Origin of the sequence: Paenibacillus agaridevorans (assembly GCF_003112455.1) — a bacterium.
Taxonomy (GTDB): domain Bacteria; phylum Bacillota; class Bacilli; order Paenibacillales; family Paenibacillaceae; genus Pristimantibacillus; species Pristimantibacillus agaridevorans.
On record NZ_BDQX01000093.1, the window covers coordinates 1 to 20,547 of the forward strand.

Consider the following 20,547-nt stretch of genomic DNA (forward strand, 5'->3'; position numbering starts at 1 on the left):
CCCAGCCTATACGGTAGATTATCATATTCAGGATTCGTACAGTATTCGCCATACTTCGGATTTATTTGGTTTAGATTTCTATCCGCTACACGGTCAGCCAGCGGATGACTTAAGTATTATAGGGAATATGCAAAAAACGATGACAGACAGTCTTGGCAAGATGGGACAATGGCCAGTCGTACAGGCGCATAACATTCGCAATTACGGCACATTAGATGCATTACGTGGACCGACAACAGAAGAAATGCGCAATATGACATGGCAGTATCTTGCAGAAGGTGCAAAAGGGATCTTATTCTATTCTTTATTCGATTTGAAGCGTGATGCGAGTGGCGCTAGCTACGAATCGTTGCTTGAAAATACGAAGCAAGTTGCTAAAGAAGTAGAATTGATGGCACCTGTTATCCTATCCGAAGAGGCTATCCCGGCAATTACACATTCAACAGCAGATGGTTTAAAAATGATGGTTAAAAGCTACAATGATCATGTGTATATATTTGCGGTAAACAACAGCGAAACAGCACAGCAAGTGACGTTTACGTCCGAGCAATTCGACAATGATGCAGTACGCGTATGGAACGAAAATCGTAATGTAACATGGGTAGATGGACAGTTTACAGATACTTTTGAACCACTGGCCGTTCATATTTATGAAATTGGAACGGGCGCGGGTATTGTGGAGCCAACGCTTGCTCAGTGGGCAAATGGAAGTGAATTATCTATTTCACAAGTTGCACAATCCAGTGTGCAATTAAGCTGGCCTGACGCTTGGAATGCGGAGAGCTATCGTATTTATAAAGATGGCGAACTAATCGAAGAAGTAACGGCAGAGACATCCACGTATCGCGTTGCAGAATTGAATTCCAATACGCAGTATACTTTTACAGTAAAAGCTGTTAATTCATTAGGTTATGAGAACGCTGGACTCGCAAAAGTTATTCGTACGACTTCTTATTCGGGAGGGAGTTATACGCCTGTTCTGCCCGATAATACGGATTTACAGCAGCTTAATGAAGAGGAAGTTGAAGCATCTGCAAGTCATTTCACGGACATCCAATCACATTGGGCACAAAGTGCGATAAAAAGATTGTATCGTGAGCAATTGATAAACGGGTACCCTGATGGTCAATTTAAGCCAGAACGTTTCGTTACTCGGGCTGAGTTTATTGTCATGCTTATGAATGTCCTGAAATTAGATGTATCGGTGAGTGAGTTGAATTTTACCGATGAACGGCAAATTGCGGAATGGGCAAGAACGGCGATTGGTAAAGCAATCAGTGCGGGTATTGTTTCGGGTTATCCTGATGGTAGCTTCCATCCGAATCAAACGATGACACGTGTGGAAATGATTGAGATTCTTGCGCGAGCGTTACAGTTGCAAGTAAATACGGAAACTGTTCTGCCGTTCGTAGATCTGGATCAAATTCCATCTTGGGCGATACAGGCCGTACAGTCTGTCTATCAACAAGGTTTGATTCAAGGTAAAACAGGTGGCTTTTTAGCGCCATTAGATACATTGACACGTGCAGAAGCGGCAGTGATTCTAACTCGTATTTTGGATTGGCAAAGTGAATAAATAAAGCTTTAGATACAAGTAGGTTGAAGGGGAGCGGATTAGGAAGTTGAACCGGGGGGACTCTCTGTGAAAAATAGAATGCCCGACCTTTCGGGAAGAAGCGGGCGGAGGCATCAAGCCTCCGCCATGATTTCGCCGGTGTGGCTTAAATCGTAGGCTGCAATCGCTCGAAGCTCTCGCTTGAAGCTGTCCGACCGGAGAATGCGGAGCACGGCTTCGATCCAGGGCCTATTATCTGGCCGCTTCAGCATGACCAGATCGTAACGCTCCTGAATGAGCGGGATGAAGCTGACGCCTTGTACGATGGAGGCGGCTTTGGCCGTTCCGACGCCGACGTCGGCTTCTCCGGAGGCGACCATAGCCGCCACGGACAGGTGATTCGTGAGCGTCTTCTCGTATCCCAGCAAGCCCTCCAGCGGGATGCGGTGCAGACGAAGCTGCTCGTCGAGCAGTACGCGGGCGCCGGCGCCCTGCTCCCGGTTCGCGATGCGCATGCCGGGACGAGCGAGGTCGGTCCAGCCTGTGATGACGTGCGGATTGCCCTCCGCGACGAACAGACCTGCGCTGCGGGTCAAAAGATTGACGACGAGATGCGGCATGCCGACGAGTATACGACGGATGTATGGCACGTTGTATTCGCCGCTGTCCCCGTCCAGCAGATGGGTACTGACAAGATCGGCTTCGCCCTTGTACATGCGGATCAGGCTGTCCATGCTGCCGATGTGCGACCGGAGCATCCGGTACTCAGGCATCTCAGTTTCCAGATGTCTGGCGAGAATGTCCAGACTGATGTCCTGTCCCGTAATAACAATGGAGCGGGGAAATGGCGGGGAGCTTGCAGCAGCGGTCGGAGCGATTTCTGCGGTCTTCACGTCCAAAGTTGCAGCATCCCGCTGGTCTTGCGCCGTTCCCTGGTCTAACCTTGCTGCGGCAAGCGACATTCCGGTTGATTCGGCGACTGTCCTGACATCGTGCAAGGCGTTACGTCGCCCAGAAGAAACCTCCGGGACCGTTCGGTTTCGACGCTTGTACGCCTCCAGGTCGGAGGCGTCCACCCTCATTTGTTTGCCGACGCGGTAGGAGGGCAGCTCTCCTTTTTTGATCAGGTCATAGACGGTCAGCTTGGAAATCTTGAGCAGCTTCGCGAGTTCGTCGGTAGTATAAGAGATGTCGGACGGTTGTGACATAGCATATGTTCCTCCCGCTAAATTAGGCCGTTAATCTATGAGTTCTATTGTAGCATAAGAGTTGGGAAGCGGCTCCTGTTCCGTACAAGAGCAAACTTGGTAATCTGAAGCGGGCGCTGGTCAAGATTTCTTGGGAGTGGCGCCACATACGATGGTGTGAGGAGGTGTGCAGCCCATGCCATGGTATCAGAAGGCGACGATGCTCATCGGTCAGCCTGTCGGGGTATCCTTGACGAATGGTCAAGGCGTACCCGGCATCTTATGCAGCTTGAACAACAACACGGTCATCCTGCAAGAATACATGTACCAGAACCAATATGCCGCTAAACAGTATCCATTCCATACTGTTCAAGACATCAACGGATTCCCGGGATGTTCGACGCGGCGGGACCGTTTTACTAGAGGGTTGATGACGTGGTAGAGTAACGTTTGGATAAAAAAGGGGGCGAAGGCTCCCTTTTTTTGATGCTCGCGGGAGCTTTGCGGGGCTGTAGCCCGAGAAAATCGGGTTGCAGTGTGCCGCAATAGCCGCGAACGGAGCAGGGGCAGGCGTCTTGTACCTAAGATACTCAAAAGGCATACCTTCGCTAGAGTGATATTACCTCACATGAAGGTTTACATCCAACCAAAAGCAGAATTATAATTATATCTAGACATAAATAGATATAATGAGATGGAAGGTGCTGGGTGAGTGTCGGAGAGAACCGTAAGGTTTCATGCGATAGGGTTATTAGCGTTAGCGGTCATGCTGATCATGGCTGGCTGCGCGACGGGCTCGAACAAAAAGCAGCAGAATGCTGCGGAAACGCCGGTCGAGCTGACGGTGTCTGCCGCTGCCAGTCTGACGGATGCCCTCGAACAATTAAAAAGCTTATATGAGTCCAAAGCCGAAGGCGACGTGAGGATTCTGTACAATTTCGGAGCTTCCGGCGCGCTGCAGACTCAGATCGAGGAAGGCGCCCCTGTTGATCTGTTTTTGTCGGCCGCTACGAAGAACATGAAAGCTCTGGTGGACGGCGGTTACATCGAAGAGGGACAGCAAAGCAACCTGCTTGGCAACGATCTCGTCGTTGTTGTACCAACAGACAGCAAGCTGGACCTTGCCGCCGTGCAGGACTTGCAGGGAGCTGACGTAAAACGAATCGCGATCGGCATTCCGGAGAGCGTCCCTGCGGGGAGCTACGCCAAAGAGGCACTCGAGCATGCGGCAATGTGGGATCCATTGCAAGGCGTAATAGTACAAGCCAAGGATGTTCGCCAAGTGCTGAGCTATGTGGAGACGGGCAATGCGGATGTCGGCTTCGTATACCGAACGGACGCGATGTCGTCGACCGCATCCAAGGTAGCCTTTGCCGTATCGCCGGACAGCTACACGCCGATTCGGTATCCGGTCGGCATCGTGAAGGCGACGGAGCATCCGGAGGAAGCGGCGGCGTTCCTTGAATTTCTGCAGAGCAAGGAAGCGTTGGACGTCTTCGTCCAATACGGCTTCTCCGTTCCGAATTCGTGATCAGCATCGACTGGCAGACATTCTGGCCGCCGATTCGGCTGTCCATCCAGGTCACGCTGCTGTCCAGCATCGTAGCTGCCGTGCTTGGCATCGCCGCGGCATGGTGGATGTCCCGCAGGAAATTCCGCGGACAAACGATGGTGGATACGGCGTTCCTGCTCCCGCTTGTTTTGCCGCCGACCGTTGTGGGCTTCCTGCTGCTTATGCTGCTCGGACGCAGAAGCTGGGTCGGTCAAACGATCGAATGGCTTTTCTCGTCGCCAGTTATATTTAGCGTGTGGGCGGCCGTCATCGCGGCTGTCGTCGTTGCCTTCCCGCTTGTCTACCAGACGATGAGGGTCGGCTTCGACTCCGTCGACCGCGAGCTGGAGGAGTCGGCGCGATCCATGGGAGCCAGCAACATGCAGGTGTTCCGCATGATTACGTTGCCGCTTGCCTGGCGCTCGCTAGTGACGGCCTATGTGCTCGGCTTCGCCCGCGGCCTGGGCGAGTTCGGCGCGACCCTGATGATTGCAGGCAACATACCCGGCAAAACCCAAACGGTGCCTACCGCGATCTATGTGGCGGTTGATGCCGGCCGCATGACGATGGCATGGGCCTGGACGATTGGCATCGTTATGATCTCGTTTCTAATGCTCCTATTGACGGGGCGATGGAAAGGAAGGCACTAGGCGGAAGCCCCTTGATCCAGTATGATAGAGTTTGATAACGAACAATGCGAGGATGAAAGGGGATAGTCTCTTGGCCACACGCAAAATCAAATTCGATCGTTTCCCGAACGGCAGCCAAAAAGCTGTCGTATTCAGTTTCGACGACGGACGCGAGCACGATCGTCGGTTAGTCGAGATGATGAATCGATACGGACTGAAAGGCACGTTCCATCTCAATTCCGGATTTTTTGGACGGGACGGGTACATCCAAGCGGAAGAGGTTCGGGCATTATTCGAAGGGCATGAAGTGTCCGCGCACACGGTGACGCATCCGTTCCTCGAGCAGTCGCCTTCGGATCAGGTGGCGGAGGAGATTTTGACGGACAGGGCGGCGCTTGAAGCGCTTGTCGGGTATCCGGTTCGGGGCATGAGCTACCCGTTCGGCACCTACAACGACAAGGTGGTGGAGATGCTGCCTGCTCTGGGCATCGAGAATGCGCGTACGGTGCAAAGCCACGGCGGTTTCCACATGCCAGCGGACCCATTGCGTTGGCACCCTACCTGCCATCACAAGACGATGGTGGAGAAAGCGGAGGAGTTCTTGGCTTTGCAGTCTCGCCACTCGCGTATGGAGCTGTTGTTTATTTGGGGGCATAGTTATGAGTTTGCCAATGACGACAATTGGGAGTTGGTCGACCGTGTCGGCGAGCTGCTGGGCGGCCGTGAAAATCTTTGGCATACCGCAATGTCGGAGCTGATCGCATACCAGAATGCCGTAAGCGCACTCCGTTTTTCTGTCGACAGGAGTCTTGTCCACAATCCGTCTGCTACCGATGTATGGATCGGCGTTGACGGGGAGTCGGCCATGGTGCCGGCGGGCAAGACGATTAAGTTGTAGTTGTTAAGTTTGCTGCCAGGCCATCTTCAACGTCGAAACGATCAAGAACCTCGCCGATCCCACGATCGACGAGGTTCTTCTCTTTTGTGCACGTGAATTTCCAGATAACCCTGTACAAAAAGTATATGGACTTCTTGGTGGCGTCGGCCGATCTGAAAAAAGTGTTGTTCGGCAATGATTTCGACTAAACGAAAGTGGAGACCCGGATTGCATAAAGATTCCAATAACCATCATGCATCGCTAGTGATAGAAAGTAATGAAATGAAACAACTATTAAATAATATTTAACTCGCAACGATTTAATACTAGGCTATTATAAGAAATACCCAATGAAACCATTGGAGGTCTAAGTTTCTGCTGCATCAACTCTCTGGTGAAAACGCTTACTAGTCTGCGAAAAACCTCTCGCGCGTGTAAAAACGATTTGTCGGATCTATGCGAGTTGAACAATGACATAAAAGGGGGAAAAGCATTGAGATTTTAATGGAAGTGGGATAGCAAACATAATTTCTGATGTTGGAGAGTGCTTCTATCATTGAAAGTGGAGGGAAAGGCATGAGACATCGATCAAGGAAATGGCTGTCAATAGCTGTTATTTTCACTATGCTGTTTACAAGCATCCCTGGATTTGTCGCGGCTGCAACAGAATCAGCGGCTTCTTCGAGTTTTACGGATATTTCGGATCATTGGGCTTTACCGGAAATTGACAATTGGTCTGAAAAGGGACTTGTAAGCGGATATAATGACCATACTTTTAAACCGAACTCTTCAATTACAAGGGCAGAATTTGTTGTCATGGTCAGCAGAGTGTTCGGATATCAAGCTCAATCTTCCGTACATTTCACAGACGTGAACTCGACCGATTGGTACTATAACGAACTGACCAAGGCGGTCGCTGCAGGTATTGTCAGCGGTTATGACAACTATACATTCAGGCCTAACGCATCTATTACTCGGCAAGAGGCGTCAGTCATTATCGCCAGGGCTTTTGATTTGGCTGCCAATGACCCCCATTTCGCTTCGCGTTTCAGCGACAGCGATCGAATCGCCGCTTGGGGCAAGAGCGCGATTAGCGCTTTGGCTGAAGGCGGCTATGTATCCGGTCGAGGAAATGGCAATTTCGATCCCGCAGCCAGCATTACGAGAGCGGAGACAGTAAAGATGCTAAGTAATGTAGCGGGAGAAGTGTTTAATTCCTCTAATACGTATACAGGTCAGATTGCATCCAACCTGGTCGTCAATACAAAGGGAGTAACCCTGAAGGATATGACAATCCACGGGCATTTGTATATTGCGCCCGGCGTGGGTGAGGGCGATGTATATCTGGACAACGTAACGGTTCTCGGCAAGACGATTGTTCGAGGCGGGGGCGAGAACAGTATCATTATTAACAATTCATTGCTAGCAGGAACGCTTGTGGTTATCAAGATGGACGGCAAAGTCAGAATCGTCGCGAAAGGCGATACCGACATTCCTAACGTTCAATTGCATTCAGGGGTAAAGCTTCAAGACGACAGATTAACAGGCATGGGGTTTGGCAAAGTACAGATTTTGCAAATGATTGGCGCAGGTCAAGTAATTAAGCTCGATGGCGACTTCGAGCAAGTATCCGTTGAAACGTCGGGAGTTAACGTTCGCGTGTTAAACGGTTCTGTTGCGACCTTTGATGTAAAAAAAGGCGCAGCGGGTTCCACTATTAGCGTAGAAGACAAAGCAAATATTTCTCAATTCACGATCGAATCGGGAATTGTTGTAAATGGATCAGGCAAAATCAAGTCGGCTACTATTAAGGCAAATGGCGTAACCATGGAGATAAAACCTGACCACTTGACGGTTGCTTCCGGAGTAACGGTGGATATTCCCGGCGGAAACAATCCAGGCAGCGGAACGACAACAACGCCGCCGACAGCGACAACGCCGCCGACAGCGACAGTGGCGCCGACAGCGACAGTGACGCCGACAGCGACAGTGACGCCAACAGCGACAGTGACGCCGACAGCGACAGTGACGCCGACACCGACAGCGATACCGACAACCGCAGCTGAAATCGCGGCTGCGATCCATACGATTGATGCGCCGGCGAAAAACGCAACAACGTTAACGCTGCCGACGGTGCCGGCAGGATTTACTGTAGCTATTAAAACGTCCAGCAACGCAAGCGTGATTGCGCTTGATGGTACTATCGTGCCGCCTGCCGCGAACACGACCATCAATCTGGTGTTGGAAGTGACGAGAACTTCCGACCAATCGAAAGCAAGCACTGCAACCATCCCGGTAGCCGTACCGGCCAAATCAAGCGAGAATACAGCCATTCAATTGACGCAAGAAGCTTATAATTACATTAGCGAAATTACCGATAGTTCAATCCGTATTACATCGGGAGACACCTTTATCTACACGGTCGATACAGCAGAAGGAGCAGGACGTACGACGCTTACAATCAAAACGGTAGCCGACTTGCTTACCCAAATAACATCCAAAACAGATGTATCGCAGACTTATACCGTCAGAGGGGCAAGCGGAACGAAACAAATGTCGTCGCCACTCGCGCAAGGCGACATCTTAACGGTCACCTCGGGGCACGATTCTCGTGATTATACGATTAACATTGTCAAAGGCGCTTTAAGAGGCGACATTCAGTTCGTGACGGACACCATTACCGCGAATACGCAATCCGACGTGGTCCTGAATTTCTACGCGGGAATGAGAAGCCCGGCAACCGAAGTGGTGCTTAAAGTGCCTAAAGGAATCCATGCCACGATGGACAATACGCTGGTCAATGTCATCGGCAGAGGCAATGTTAAGCTATCGGGCCTCGCTACACAGTCTATTGGCAGAGTAGGCGCAGGATACAGGTTCCAGCAAGTGGGCACCGCGACGATAGCTGACCATGCAGACGGAAGCCAGACGATTACGTTCAAGGGCCTTGACTTCAGACCGGCGAATGGTCCCGATCTTCAAATTACTTTCCAAGGCGTAAACGTAAATGCGGGCAGCTATGAATTCGAAGCCTCCTACAAGACATCCGAGCCGGAAGCCTTGACGAGTCCGTGGGGCGGAACAAGCTTAAATGCCGTGACCACCGTAAGCGACTTCAATCGAGTATTGGATAAGAGTCTGACCTACAAAGAGACGTCGGGCACGTATACGAAGGTTGAATTCAAGTGGACGGCTCCCAAGAACGCGACGTCCGTCAAGCTGATGGTATCGTCGAACAAAGGCGCTACTTGGACCGACAGCGGCATATCTGTCGGCGCGGCAAGCACAGAAGCGGAGATCGCCAACCTGACGCCGAATACGGAGTATCACTTTAAATTGGTCGTTACAGGTGGGGAGAATGCAGGTGAATCCAACCTGGCTAAATTCTACTCCGGCAGATTCAATGCAAAGCTGATGGGCGCTACCGGTGCGGGCGGAAACTCCGACGATACGGATGCGATTAACAATGCCATTAAATATCTGAATTCGCTCGGCGGCGGTACGCTGCTCTTCGAGAACGGCAGATTTAATGTCCGGACCGTGCATCTGCAAAGCAACGTATATCTGTATATTCATCAAGACGCGACAATCGCCGCGTTAAGAGGCGGCGACGCGCCGGAAACGACGTATTTCTCCGACCGCGGTTACCGTTCGGGCACATCCGCCACTTCGACCGGACCGTACAGAGATCCGGAGAACTACTTGACGAAGCAGGATGTGGGTCATCACTATTTTAGAAACAGCATGTTCTTCGGCGAAAGAATAGATAACGTCAAAATTATCGGAAACGGAACCATAACGGGTAACGGCAATCTGGTGACCAGCGACGGAGTTATGAACAACGATCCGGACAATCGCACGGATAAGATGGTAACCTTGAAGCTGAGCACCAACTTTGAATTCGGTGGTTTGGACAACGGACTTGACCTGTGGTATGAGGAAACCAATTCACCAACGACCGACGAACCCTATTACATCGCAAGCATTGATCCGGACGGAAGCAATGAAGTGAAGCAGAGAGATATCAGCAACATGCTGAAAGTCGATCGCGCTGGACATTTCGCATTGCTCGCCACTGGCACGGATTACATCAACACACATGATTTTTATTACGATAAAGGCAGCGGCGGCGGCGCCAGAGACATCTTTGACTATATGCAGAGCGGCCATGTTTGGGCAAAAAATATCTATGCCAAAGGCGTGTCCGACGATATCGTCAAGCTCGGCAGCGACTCATCGCTTGGTTTTACGCGGCCGGTAAGAGAATTCTATGTACGCAATATTATCGGCGACACCAACTGCAATCTGTTCCAGATCGGCAGTGAGACCGTCGACGACATCAAAGACGTCTATGTGGACAATATCTACGTGCTGGCGGGCAACAAGGCGGGCTTCTCGATATCCACAAACGACGGCGCGCATGTCGAAAACGTCTATCTGAACCATGGGCAGACAGGTCCAATTCATCATGTCTCGGAAATGAGACGTACGCGTGCGCCGTTCTTTATCTCCATCTCCAACCGGGGACGCGTCATCGGCGGCGATGCCACCAGAATGAAATTTATGGAAAACGGAATTGAAAGAGATGAGTTATTAAGCACGAACGTTAATATCGGACGCGTAAGAAATATTTACATCAAAGATGTCAACATTGAAGAAGTGTATCAAGGCAGCCAATACGGCAATCCGGCCAATAGATGGGTAGCTTACAACAATCAGGCGAAAGCAACGCCGATTATTGCAGGCTATAAGGTTGGCCAAGGCGGGCCGGTACTGCCGGACGGTCGCAACATCGGCTATATCGAGAATTTGCAATTCGAGAATGTCGACGTACTCGTCAAAGGCGGCAACAAATTCGCCGATTCGGAAATTAGTCCGCCGGAGCTGGGCGTTGGCAAATACAATGTTGCGGATATCGGAGAGCAGCCGTCCTACGGCTTCTGGGCGAGACATGTCCAAGGTTTGTCGTTCAAGGACGTAACCGTCAACTTCGAACGCAACGACGATCGTTACGCGATCGTACTGGATGATGTTCACGGCGCGACGATCGACAATATGACGATGGTAAAAGGCACGGGCAACCGGAACCTTCTTCAATTGAGAAATGCCAGCGACGTTACGGTCAAAAATTCTTCGTATTATGTCCATTCTTGGGGGAATCAGTTGACATCGCTGCCGAATATGTCGAATGTCGCCGTAACGGCGAAGCAGACGTACCCGCATCCGATGAGCGACGCGGTAGAACTGAAGCAAGCAGGCAATCATATCGAGAACCTGAATAATGAAGCAGGCACGATTGCTGTCGCGTTCGGCACTACGATTGAGCAACTTCGTGGGAGTATCGCCGCAGTTGACGATTCCACTCAAAGCTATGCCATTACAGACGAGGAAGGCCAGTCCAAAACAACGGCCAATCTCGTTAGCGGAGATAAACTGATCGTCACCTCGGAGAGCGGCGCTGCGACCAAGTCATTTACGATAAACGTAGCGAAGAGCAACAATGTGAATCTGACCTTGCTGTCGCAGAGCGGCAAAATTATCGGATTAAACAACACGGCACGCACCTTGAATGCCTTGACCGGCGCAACGGCAAGCGAACTGCTCGCCAAGCTTGCATCCGAAGACGGCTCCGCGCAAAGTTATCAAGTATGGCGCGGAAGCGATCAGGTTGCGGTTGGAGCGGTGCTGGCAAATGGCGACATTCTACGGGTAACGGCGGAAAACGGCAGCACTTCGGTCGACTATACGATTCATGTCGGCGAGGATATTCGAATTAAGGTGAAGGCGAACCATCCGAATATTTCCGGCATCGGCTCCGATTCGATACGAGTACTCCATGGCGCGACGGTGGCTCAGCTGCTGTCCCAGATCGAACCGCTGATTGCGGAGAATACGCTGCAATTTGCAGTGACGGACAGCGCTCATGCGCCGAAGCCGTCCGGCCAGCTTTCGCAGGGCGACTGGTTGATCGTCTCCTCGGGCGGAACAAGCATGTCGTATCTGATCCTCACGGCGAGTGCGGGCGCGGCATCGATCAAAATCGAAGGCGAAACGGCCACATACGTGATATCCGGCGCGGCTATTACGACCAAGACGAACAGCGAAGCCACGGCTAGCGGCGGAGCGAACCGTGAATTTAACGGCGGTACGGTAGGAGATTATATCGACTATTCCATCCCGAACGTTCCGGCGGGCAAATACACCTTGAAGTATACCTACAAGAGCAATAATGCGGCCAACGTCGGACGCGGTACGGTTCAGGTATCGGTCAACGGCGTCGACGTGGGCGGTCCGATTGACGAGTACGGACCATCGGGTTACCATACCGTCGACATTAGCAATGTACACATTCAAACGACGGGAGACCTAATCGTTCGTTCCACCATTATCGGCAAAAATTCGTCCAGCTCCGTGTACACGATCATTGTGGACAGCATCGAGCTGATTGGAGACAAAAGTTCGAACACGAACATCAAATCGGCATCCGGCGCATTTGCCATCGACAACGACAGCAAAGTGATTGCCGTCAGCGGTTTCGTGACCGTGCCGGACTTGCGAAATGCGATTTCGTCAACCGATGGCTCCACCCAGACATATGCGGTCACAAATGAAGCAGGGGCAGCCAAAACAACCGGTCCGCTGCTTGCAACGGACAAATTGACGGTCACGTCGGCGGATGCCCGGTATACGGCGGAATACACCTTTGAAGGGATCGCTGCGCTGAGCAAAAACACAACGATTGAAGCCAAATCGGCTCAAATCGCGATCGCCGGCATAAATTCAGAAACGAATCAAGTGAACGTATACAACGGCGCGACGGTCGCTCAATTGCTTGCTTCAATTGAAGCAAAAGATAAAACCGAGCAAACTTACCGGGTGACGGATGTTGTGGAAGCACCAAAGGGCAGCGGAGACACTCTCATTACCGGTGACCGGCTGTTCGTGACTGCAGCGGACGGCGTGACAACGCTGCAGTATACGATCGATGCATCCATCGTGGCCGAGCTCGGTCTGGTCGTGAAGGAAGGCAGCATGCTCATAAGAGGAACAGAGAAGTATCGCGTCGGCGAAGGAGACGAGACCCATTTGATTTTGGAACCTGGCATCAAAGTGTCCGATCTGCGGAACGAGATGTTAAGCGCCAACGTAATCGCAGTCGATTACAACGTTTACAAGGCGGATGGTGTTACGCAAGCAAATGCCGCGGATTTGATCTACGACGGGTATGTCGTCAAGTTTTTTAACAGCAGCAATCCGGGCCAGGAAATCGTCATGAAGGCATCGGTATTCATGGACTTCAAATTTGCGTTCCAACGAACAAACGGACTTAACGCCAATGTAACCTTCTCCGCAAACTCAGGCGCCGCTTCATCCGACGATACGTTCTACGCAGGATCGCCGAGGGCGAATTACGTTCAAACATCCAACGGCGCTGCCGCCTTAAACGGCTGGGTTGCAATTGAAACCAATGTCGCTATCGCGGGAACGTACAAGATCGATGTTGTATACAAACATGGTACCAGAGGCGACACGATGCTGTATTTAAATGATGTTGCAGAGGAGAACAAAATCGGGGAACGGCTGGCGACTGGAGCGCTGAGCAACCCGGTATATTACAACAATCTCATCGATAGTAACGGAAATGTAACGACCGCTCATAAGTTCAGCATGACAACGATGGATACGAGGAGCTTCGAGCAAGGGAGACAAAAGTTCATCTTTACCATTTTGTCGAATGGAAGCAATCACCAGCTGGTGCTGGAATCGGTGCAACTGAGATTCGTGGAATAGAACTATGAAAGACACCATGTAACGAAAGAGCTAAACTTCGGAAGCAAGGCAACCGTCATGAACGGGACCTTGCTTCCAAGGCTAGCTCGTTTCGGTTGTTAGAGAAAATAATGTAAATGGAGGTAATATAAGTGAATAGAAAGGTGTTGCTTGCGAAATGTAAGTCTGCATGGATTGCCATCCTGATTTTCGCTCTCGTATTTGGAGGTGTTTTTACCGGGCCATTCGCGGGAATCGAAAAAGCGGAAGCGTCGAACAGCAAATACAATAACGAAAAAGTGAGCGGGATATTAGGCTGGCATGCGACACCGTACGGCGGAAGCTTTACCGAGGCGCACATGCTCGCGAATTCGGACTGGATCGCCGCAAACTTCCTGCAATATGGATATGAATATATATGCGTGGACGGTTGGGTGGGGGATTCGACTGCCCATAACGAAAACGGCTATATTACCAAATACAAAAACAACTGGGTGAATGATTGGAAATATTGGGCGGATTATCTGCATGCCAAAGGTCTGAAGCTGGGGATATATTATAATCCTTCCTGGCTGCACCAGGATTTGGTGAAGGACGACACTTTGAAAGTAGTCGGAACAAATATTCCGTTAAGAAGCTTGATTATTGACAATCCGACATATATGCATCAAACCAGATACATGGTCAATCCTGACGCCGAGGGATCTAAAGAATACGTTCAAGGCATGATTAAATATTATATTAACCAAGGCGTGGATTTGCTCAAAATCGACTTTTTGCGATACTACGAAAATGTATACGGGCATGCAGCGGTTAAAAAATTATACGATTGGATGTTCGAAGCGGCGGGCGACGATCTTATTTTGTATTACGCCAACACCAACAATGTTAATCATGCTGCGGATGAGGTGGCTACGGCAAACCTGCTGAGAGCAAGCGAGGACTGGAGAACCGATGCAGCCCAACCGGGAGTATGGTTCCATACCAGCAACCGAAACAAAGGCCAAACGAGAACGAACACGTGGCCGCCGGCCTATAATCTCTTTGACGGATTTATTTCGTTCGCCGATTTGTCCGGAGAGGGGAAAGTTGCCATTGATGGCGATTTCTCCGTGCTTAGCTCCGGCGGCAATGCGAGCACCGACGCAGAAAAGAAAACGAGAATCAGCTTGATCGCGATGGCGGGAAGCAGCATTAATATTGGCGACAGATATAATGAAATGGGCAGAAACGGCTTCTATTATACCAACTGGGAAATACTCGACTTGAATAAACGCGGATTTTATGCCAAGCCGTTATCCCAGGACAATAAAAATCCACTGAGTCAAATCTGGAAGGGGCAGCTTCCCGATCAAACCTGGGTAGTCGCGTTATTCAACCGGGAAGATACCCCTCAAACCAGATCGATTGATTTCTCGGCGGACCTGGGGCTTACCGGGCAATATTTGGTCAGCGATATGTGGTCTCACGAAACGCTTGGCACAATGTCGTCATACAGCGAGAGCATTGCTCCTCATAGCACCAGAATGTTGAAAATATCCAAATTGACAATGGAGCCTTACGGCGCTTATTTCTCCGGATCGCAACAGGTCGAGTTGAAAGCGCTTCATCCACAGGCTGAAATTCGGTATACAACCGACGGCAGCGAACCGTCTGCTGACTCGACGCTATATACAGCGCCGTTCACTGTTAGCCAAACGACCACAGTCCGGGCCAAGATAGTGAACGGAGACGGCCAAGGATACGATGCTTCGGCCATGTTTATTCAAACAAGCGCCGATCCGATTGATGACATTGCGGCCTTATTGACCGTAATCACGGCACCGTCGCCAGACGATACCCAAATCATAATGCCGGAAGTGACGGGAGGCTACAGCATAGGCATTTTCAGCTCCAGCGATGAATCCGTAATCAACAGAGACGGGGGGATTACCCAACCGGCTACGGATAAGACGGTCAATCTCGTTCTTCAAGTCAGAAGAACTGCGGACGGAGCCGCGAAAAATACGGCGGCCATCCCTGTGAAAGTGCCGGGCGCAAGCAGCGGTCCTGGCGGTCCCGATCCAAGAGAAGGCATTGTGTACCCCGGTTCAACGGCACAATTTACGGTCATTCCCGGCGGGCCGGGAACGAGCAGAGCTGCAGGGGGGAATTCGATAACAAATCAATACTTGCAATTTGCGTCCGCGCCGAAAGTAAATGATTGGATCGAATTTACATTAAACGTACCTGAGGCGGGCGAATACAAAGTCGAATTCAGTTACAAAACGAACAATAACAGAGGGATCACCCAGCTTTATGTGGACGGTATTCAACAAGGTCCTCCAGTGGACGAATACAAAGCGACGCAGGAATTCCTGGTCGCCGATCTGGGGAACGTGACCTTCACCGAGGCAGGCAATCATACATTCAGATTTGTCGTAACGGGGAAAACCGCCGCAAGCTCCAACTACAATTTGACATTCGACTATATCAAATTAATCAAGCTGGTAGCGGATGAGGATTCAGATCCCGAGACGATTGCGAACGGCATCACGTCGATACCTGCGCCAGCAAAAGGCGCAACGCAGTTAACGTTGCCGAGCGTTCCGCATGGATACACGATTTCTATTCAACAAACACTGAATCCGGCAGTCATCACTGCCAATGGCGTTATCATACCGCCCGATGCGGAAACAACCGTTAATCTCGTTCTCGAGGTTACCCGCAACTCGGATGGATTGTCGGCCACAACGGATGAAATTCCGGTTGTGGTGCCGGCCAAACCGATAGGCAGTTCCAACACGAATATTAAATTAAAGGGCTCGCATCCTTTTGTGTTATCGGTCAATACGTCGAACAGCACCATTTCGGTATTGGGCGGCGCCACGGCGGCGGATATCGCGGGACAGTTGGAATCGACGGACAACTCCGTTCAGAGTTATGCCGTCATGAGTACGTCGGGCAGCCGGGATTCCAAAACGCCGGTTGTCAAAAAAACGGGCGCTCATCTGGCATCGGGAGACAAAGTGATCGTCACGGCGGAAGACGGATTAGCGACAAAAAGTTATACCGTCACCGTTGCGATCCCGAGAAAAACGGAAATGCCTTATCAAGTGAACGTGGTTGCCGAGAGTTTGCATATTCCATGGGCCTTCGACATGGCGCCGGACAGAACGTTGTATTTCACCGAAAGAAACGGCAAGGTGCGGCTAATGCGCAACGATGTGGTGGCTTCGCAGCCTGTTATTGATTTGTCGGCCAACCTGTTCCTCAAAGGGGAAAGCGGCTTGTTGGGCTTGGTGCTCGACCCCGACTTTGCAACCAATCGGTATATGTATGTGTACCAGTCTTACATCAAAGCGGGCACGAATGCGGCGAATCGGGTATTGCGCCTTAAGCTTTCCGCGGACGGCAACACGGCAACAGTAGACAGAACGCTACTGGACGATATTCCGGCGACGGCCACGAACGGCAACGGAAATCATAGCGGAGGGCGGATCAAGATCGGTCCGGACGGCCACTTGTACGTGACGACAGGCGAAACTTACGTATCGTCCAAGGCGCAGGATTTAAAAGATTTGGGTGGCAAAATATTGCGGATGGCATTGGACGGCAGCGTGCCGGCCGACAATCCGTTTATCGAAAATTCGTCAGTCAATCCGTACGTCTACTCGTACGGGCACAGAAATCCTCAAGGATTGGCCTGGCAGAGCGGAACGAACGTATTGTACAGCACCGAGCATGGCGATGCCGGCCACGAGGAAGTCAACATCATCGTGCCGGGAGGCAACTACGGCTGGCCGATCGTAGAAGGCGATATGGAAATCGAAGTAAACGGCGTAACGCTTAGAGCGCCCCTTCTTCATACCGGAACAGATCGGTTGGCGCCGTCGGGAATCGCTTTTATCAAGAAAGGTCCGTGGGCAGGCAAATTGTTTGTCACCAATTTGCGCGGCTCGCAGCTAATTCTGTTGTCGTTCGAAGACGGAAGAATTATCGAAGAGGCGTTTTTCAACAGCGATTACGGGCGGATCAGAGACGTGTTCGAGGACATGGACGGCAATATTTACATCTCGTCGAGCAATCATTCCGATCCGAACAAAGACCGGATCGTCAAGCTGACTCCGAAGTCGGCCGGACAGAGCTCCGACACGGATATCCAGCTGAAAGCTTCGGGTCATCCCAACCTGACGGACGTTGACGGCGCGTCGCTAACGATTCATGCCATCTTCGGCACAACGGTAGCGGAGCTGCTTGCGCAAATCGAATCGTCGGATGGATCTGTTCAGACGTACGCTGTAACGGACTCAAGCGATGCAGCGAAAGAAAACGGCGCGCTGGTCACCGGAGACAAGCTGGTCGTGACGGCGGAAGACGGAACAACGAAAGCAATCTATGTCGTTTCCGTTGCGGAGCATGTGCCGACGGCGGCAGACATCGCGGCGACTGTTACGGCGCTTGCTGCGCCGGCGAAAGACGCGGCTGCGCTCGTATTGCCAATGATGCCATCAGGCTACACAGTAGCGATCAAGACATCAAGCCGTACCGATATTATCGCGTTAGACGGGAAAATCACTCCCCCAAGCGCAGACACAACAGTGACGATTGTATTGGAAGTAACGAGAACGAGCGACAACAGCAAGGCTAGCACCGCATCTCTTACGGTCGCGGTACCGGCCAAGAGCGTCCCTCAGCCACCGGACGATTCGGGTCCGCCGCTCGGCAACCCGGGCAATACGAACGTGCCGCCCGTTTCCGGCAACGGCGACAAGGATTCCTACCGCGTTAGCTTGCAGGAATTAAGCGCCCATGCGGCAGACGGCAAAGTGACCGTTCAGGCGGCGGGCGATGTGAAGCGAATCGTATTGCCTGCCGACGCGGCCGAATCGCTTGGCTCGCATACGCTCGCGATTGAGACGGAGACGGTATCCTTCGAATTGCCTGCCGAAGTGATCAAACAGCTGCAAGCCCTGGCCGCAGCGAAAGGGCTGTCCGACAGCGAAATTGTGCTCCATTTCAATCCGCTGGCGGCAGCGGCGAAGAGACGAATTGTCGCAACGGGAGCGAGCGCGAGCCATGCGCAGCTTAACGTTGTCGGAGAAGTATACGAATTGAGCCTGGCGGTTGTTGACAAGGACGGCAAGTCATCTTTGTTAACAAGTTTTAATCAGCCGATTACGCTTCGATTGAAAGTGAAAGGCGCGTTAAATCCGGGCTTGACGGGAATCTATTATATCGGCGACAACGGCACGCTGGAATATGTCGGAGGAACACTTATTGACGGAGAGATGGTCGCCGAGATTTGGCATTTCAGCAAATACGCGATACTGGAGTATAAAAAGACGTTTACGGATCTGGGCGCAAAGCATTGGGCGTTCCAGCCGATTCAAGAGCTGGCGGCCAAACAGATCGTGAACGGTACGAGCGTATGGACGTTCGAGCCGGAAAGGGCGATTACGCGTGCCGAATTTGCGGCGCTGCTGGCAAATGCGTTAAAGCTGACGGAGGCAGCGAAGATCTCGTTCACGGACGTCAAGGCAACGGACTGGTACGCGCAACCGATCGCATTGGCGGTGCAAGCTGGCATCGTGAGGGGCAAGAGCGGTTCGATCTTCGATCCGAAGGGGGCCATTACCCGCGAAGAAATGGTTGTTATGTTAATGAGAGCTTATGAAGCGATAAACGGCGCGAAGCTTGGCAGCTATACGCAATCGAAGTTTGGCGACGCAAGCCAGGTGGCGTCTTGGGCGGCGGATTACGTGAACGCGGCTGCAGAATTGGGACTGGTCAAAGGCCGCGTGGCGGGTCAATTCGCGCCGAAAGGCATCACGACGCGCGCCGAAGCCGCGCAAATTATTTACAATCTGCTAAACAAGTCGTTCGAAATAGTTTGACGGATAGAGCAGGCTTCCTCTCGGGGCCTGCTCTCTTATTTAACAATAAAAAGTGATAATAATATCAAACAAGTACATAACAATATTGGATTCATCCGATAGAGCAGGCGCGATAAAATGGGGACATAAGAAGAAAATGTTACAGAATGGGGAGGGACACCATGAGTAAGTATGATTCCAGCGCAATTCGACAATTAGGGGCATTCAAAAAAATGAAGTCACGCATTAATTGGACGCCTTATATTCTAATTGCACCTGCAATTTTACTCATTACAGGGTTTTTATTTTATCCGGTTGCCAATGTGTTCTATTACAGCTTGCAGAAATTCAATCCGGCAAAAGCTTACGAAAACGGTTACATTGGTTTTGAAAATTTCAAAACGATCTTCACCAATGACGACTTGTTTCTTACGAGTTTGATGGTGACCTTCAAATGGGTAACCAGCGAAGTAGTTTTACAACTGATTTTTGGACTCGGTATAGCGCTGATGCTTAATCAAGCTTTTAGATTCCGTGGCGTGTTCAGAGCAGCGGCGATTATACCATGGGCGATATCTGGCGTTGTAACATCGACGGTTTGGGGATTGCTGTTTAATGAACAAATGGGCATCATTAACGATCTACTGATGAAAGTAGGTATGATCGATCGTAAAATCGCCTGGCTGGCAGAACTGAACACCGTATTTCCATCCATCGTCACGGCCGAGTTGTGGAGAGGAATTCCGTTTTTCACCATTGCGATCCTGGCTGCGCTGCAGACGATTCCCAACGATTTATATGAATCAGCTGTAGTAGATGGGGCGGGGCGCTGGAAGTCGTTTGTTCACATTACGCTGCCGTTCCTGAAAAATACGATCGTGTTTACAACCTTGTTAAGGGCGGTATGGGAGTTTAATAACGTCGATCTGATATTCGTTATGACTAATGGTACGGGCGGGCCGGTCGATATGACCACAACGCTTCCCATGTATATAGTTAAACAGGCCATCTATGCGCAAGACTTCGGATACGGTTCAGCTTTAACAGTAGTCGGCTTCTTCATATTATTGCTATTTGCAGTATTGTATTTGAAACTGAGCCGATTCGGAAAGGAGCTGTAAC

Annotated in this window: 9 protein-coding genes; 8 read left to right on the forward strand and 1 reads right to left on the reverse strand. The window is 51.0% G+C overall.

All coding sequences use genetic code 11. The features are described from left to right. A partial coding sequence (locus tag PAT3040_RS09625) for an S-layer homology domain-containing protein (protein WP_181376531.1) occupies positions 1-1,576 on the forward strand: 1,576 nt, incomplete at its 5' end. A 113-nt stretch (positions 1,577-1,689) separates the two neighbouring features. Here PAT3040_RS09625 and PAT3040_RS09630 read toward each other — a convergent pair. Next, on the reverse strand, positions 1,690-2,763 hold the full coding sequence (locus PAT3040_RS09630) for a helix-turn-helix transcriptional regulator (RefSeq protein ID WP_108992449.1): 1,074 nt from the start codon (positions 2,761-2,763) through the stop codon (positions 1,690-1,692). A 175-nt stretch (positions 2,764-2,938) separates the two neighbouring features. On the opposite strand from PAT3040_RS09630, the gene PAT3040_RS09635 reads away from it, so the two are divergent. The 7 genes from PAT3040_RS09635 (at position 2,939) to PAT3040_RS09665 (ending at position 20,546) form a co-directional block, all read left to right on the forward strand. After that, on the forward strand, positions 2,939-3,184 hold the full coding sequence (locus PAT3040_RS09635) for a hypothetical protein (protein WP_108992450.1): 246 nt from the start codon (positions 2,939-2,941) through the stop codon (positions 3,182-3,184). Between the two features lie 324 nt (positions 3,185-3,508). Continuing rightward, on the forward strand, positions 3,509-4,273 hold the full coding sequence (modA, locus tag PAT3040_RS09640) for a molybdate ABC transporter substrate-binding protein (RefSeq protein WP_108992463.1): 765 nt from the start codon (positions 3,509-3,511) through the stop codon (positions 4,271-4,273). Continuing rightward, positions 4,270-4,944, forward strand: a complete 675-nt coding sequence (gene modB, locus PAT3040_RS09645; protein WP_108992451.1) for a molybdate ABC transporter permease subunit — start codon at positions 4,270-4,272, stop codon at positions 4,942-4,944. Before modA ends, modB begins: the two co-directional genes overlap by 4 nt. A 70-nt stretch (positions 4,945-5,014) precedes the next feature. Beyond that, positions 5,015-5,821 carry a polysaccharide deacetylase family protein gene (locus PAT3040_RS09650; RefSeq protein WP_258234914.1) on the forward strand — a complete coding sequence of 269 codons (807 nt, stop codon included), beginning with the start codon at positions 5,015-5,017 and terminating at the stop codon, positions 5,819-5,821. Positions 5,822-6,376: 555 nt separating this feature from the next. Further along, on the forward strand, positions 6,377-13,591 hold the full coding sequence (locus PAT3040_RS09655) for an S-layer homology domain-containing protein (RefSeq protein ID WP_181376532.1): 7,215 nt from the start codon (positions 6,377-6,379) through the stop codon (positions 13,589-13,591). A 131-nt stretch (positions 13,592-13,722) separates the two neighbouring features. Continuing rightward, on the forward strand, positions 13,723-19,446 hold the full coding sequence (locus PAT3040_RS09660; protein WP_108992453.1) for a PQQ-dependent sugar dehydrogenase: 5,724 nt from the start codon (positions 13,723-13,725) through the stop codon (positions 19,444-19,446). 161 nt (positions 19,447-19,607) lie between these two features. Then, positions 19,608-20,546 (forward strand): carbohydrate ABC transporter permease, encoded by a 939-nt coding sequence (locus PAT3040_RS09665; protein WP_258234915.1) that lies wholly within the window; start codon positions 19,608-19,610, stop codon positions 20,544-20,546. Position 20,547 lies beyond the last annotated feature (1 nt).

Bases quoted from the DNA above. Each gene is read 5' to 3' on its own strand.
- PAT3040_RS09655 (WP_181376532.1), top strand. From the start codon at position 6,377: ATGAGACATCGATCAAGGAAATGGCTGTCAATAGCTGTTATTTTCACT.
- PAT3040_RS09635 (WP_108992450.1), top strand. From the start codon at position 2,939: ATGCCATGGTATCAGAAGGCGACGATGCTCATCGGTCAGCCTGTCGGG.
- PAT3040_RS09665 (WP_258234915.1), top strand. From the start codon at position 19,608: ATGAGTAAGTATGATTCCAGCGCAATTCGACAATTAGGGGCATTCAAA.
- modA (WP_108992463.1), top strand. From the start codon at position 3,509: ATGCTGATCATGGCTGGCTGCGCGACGGGCTCGAACAAAAAGCAGCAG.
- PAT3040_RS09630 (WP_108992449.1), bottom strand. From the start codon at position 2,763: ATGTCACAACCGTCCGACATCTCTTATACTACCGACGAACTCGCGAAG.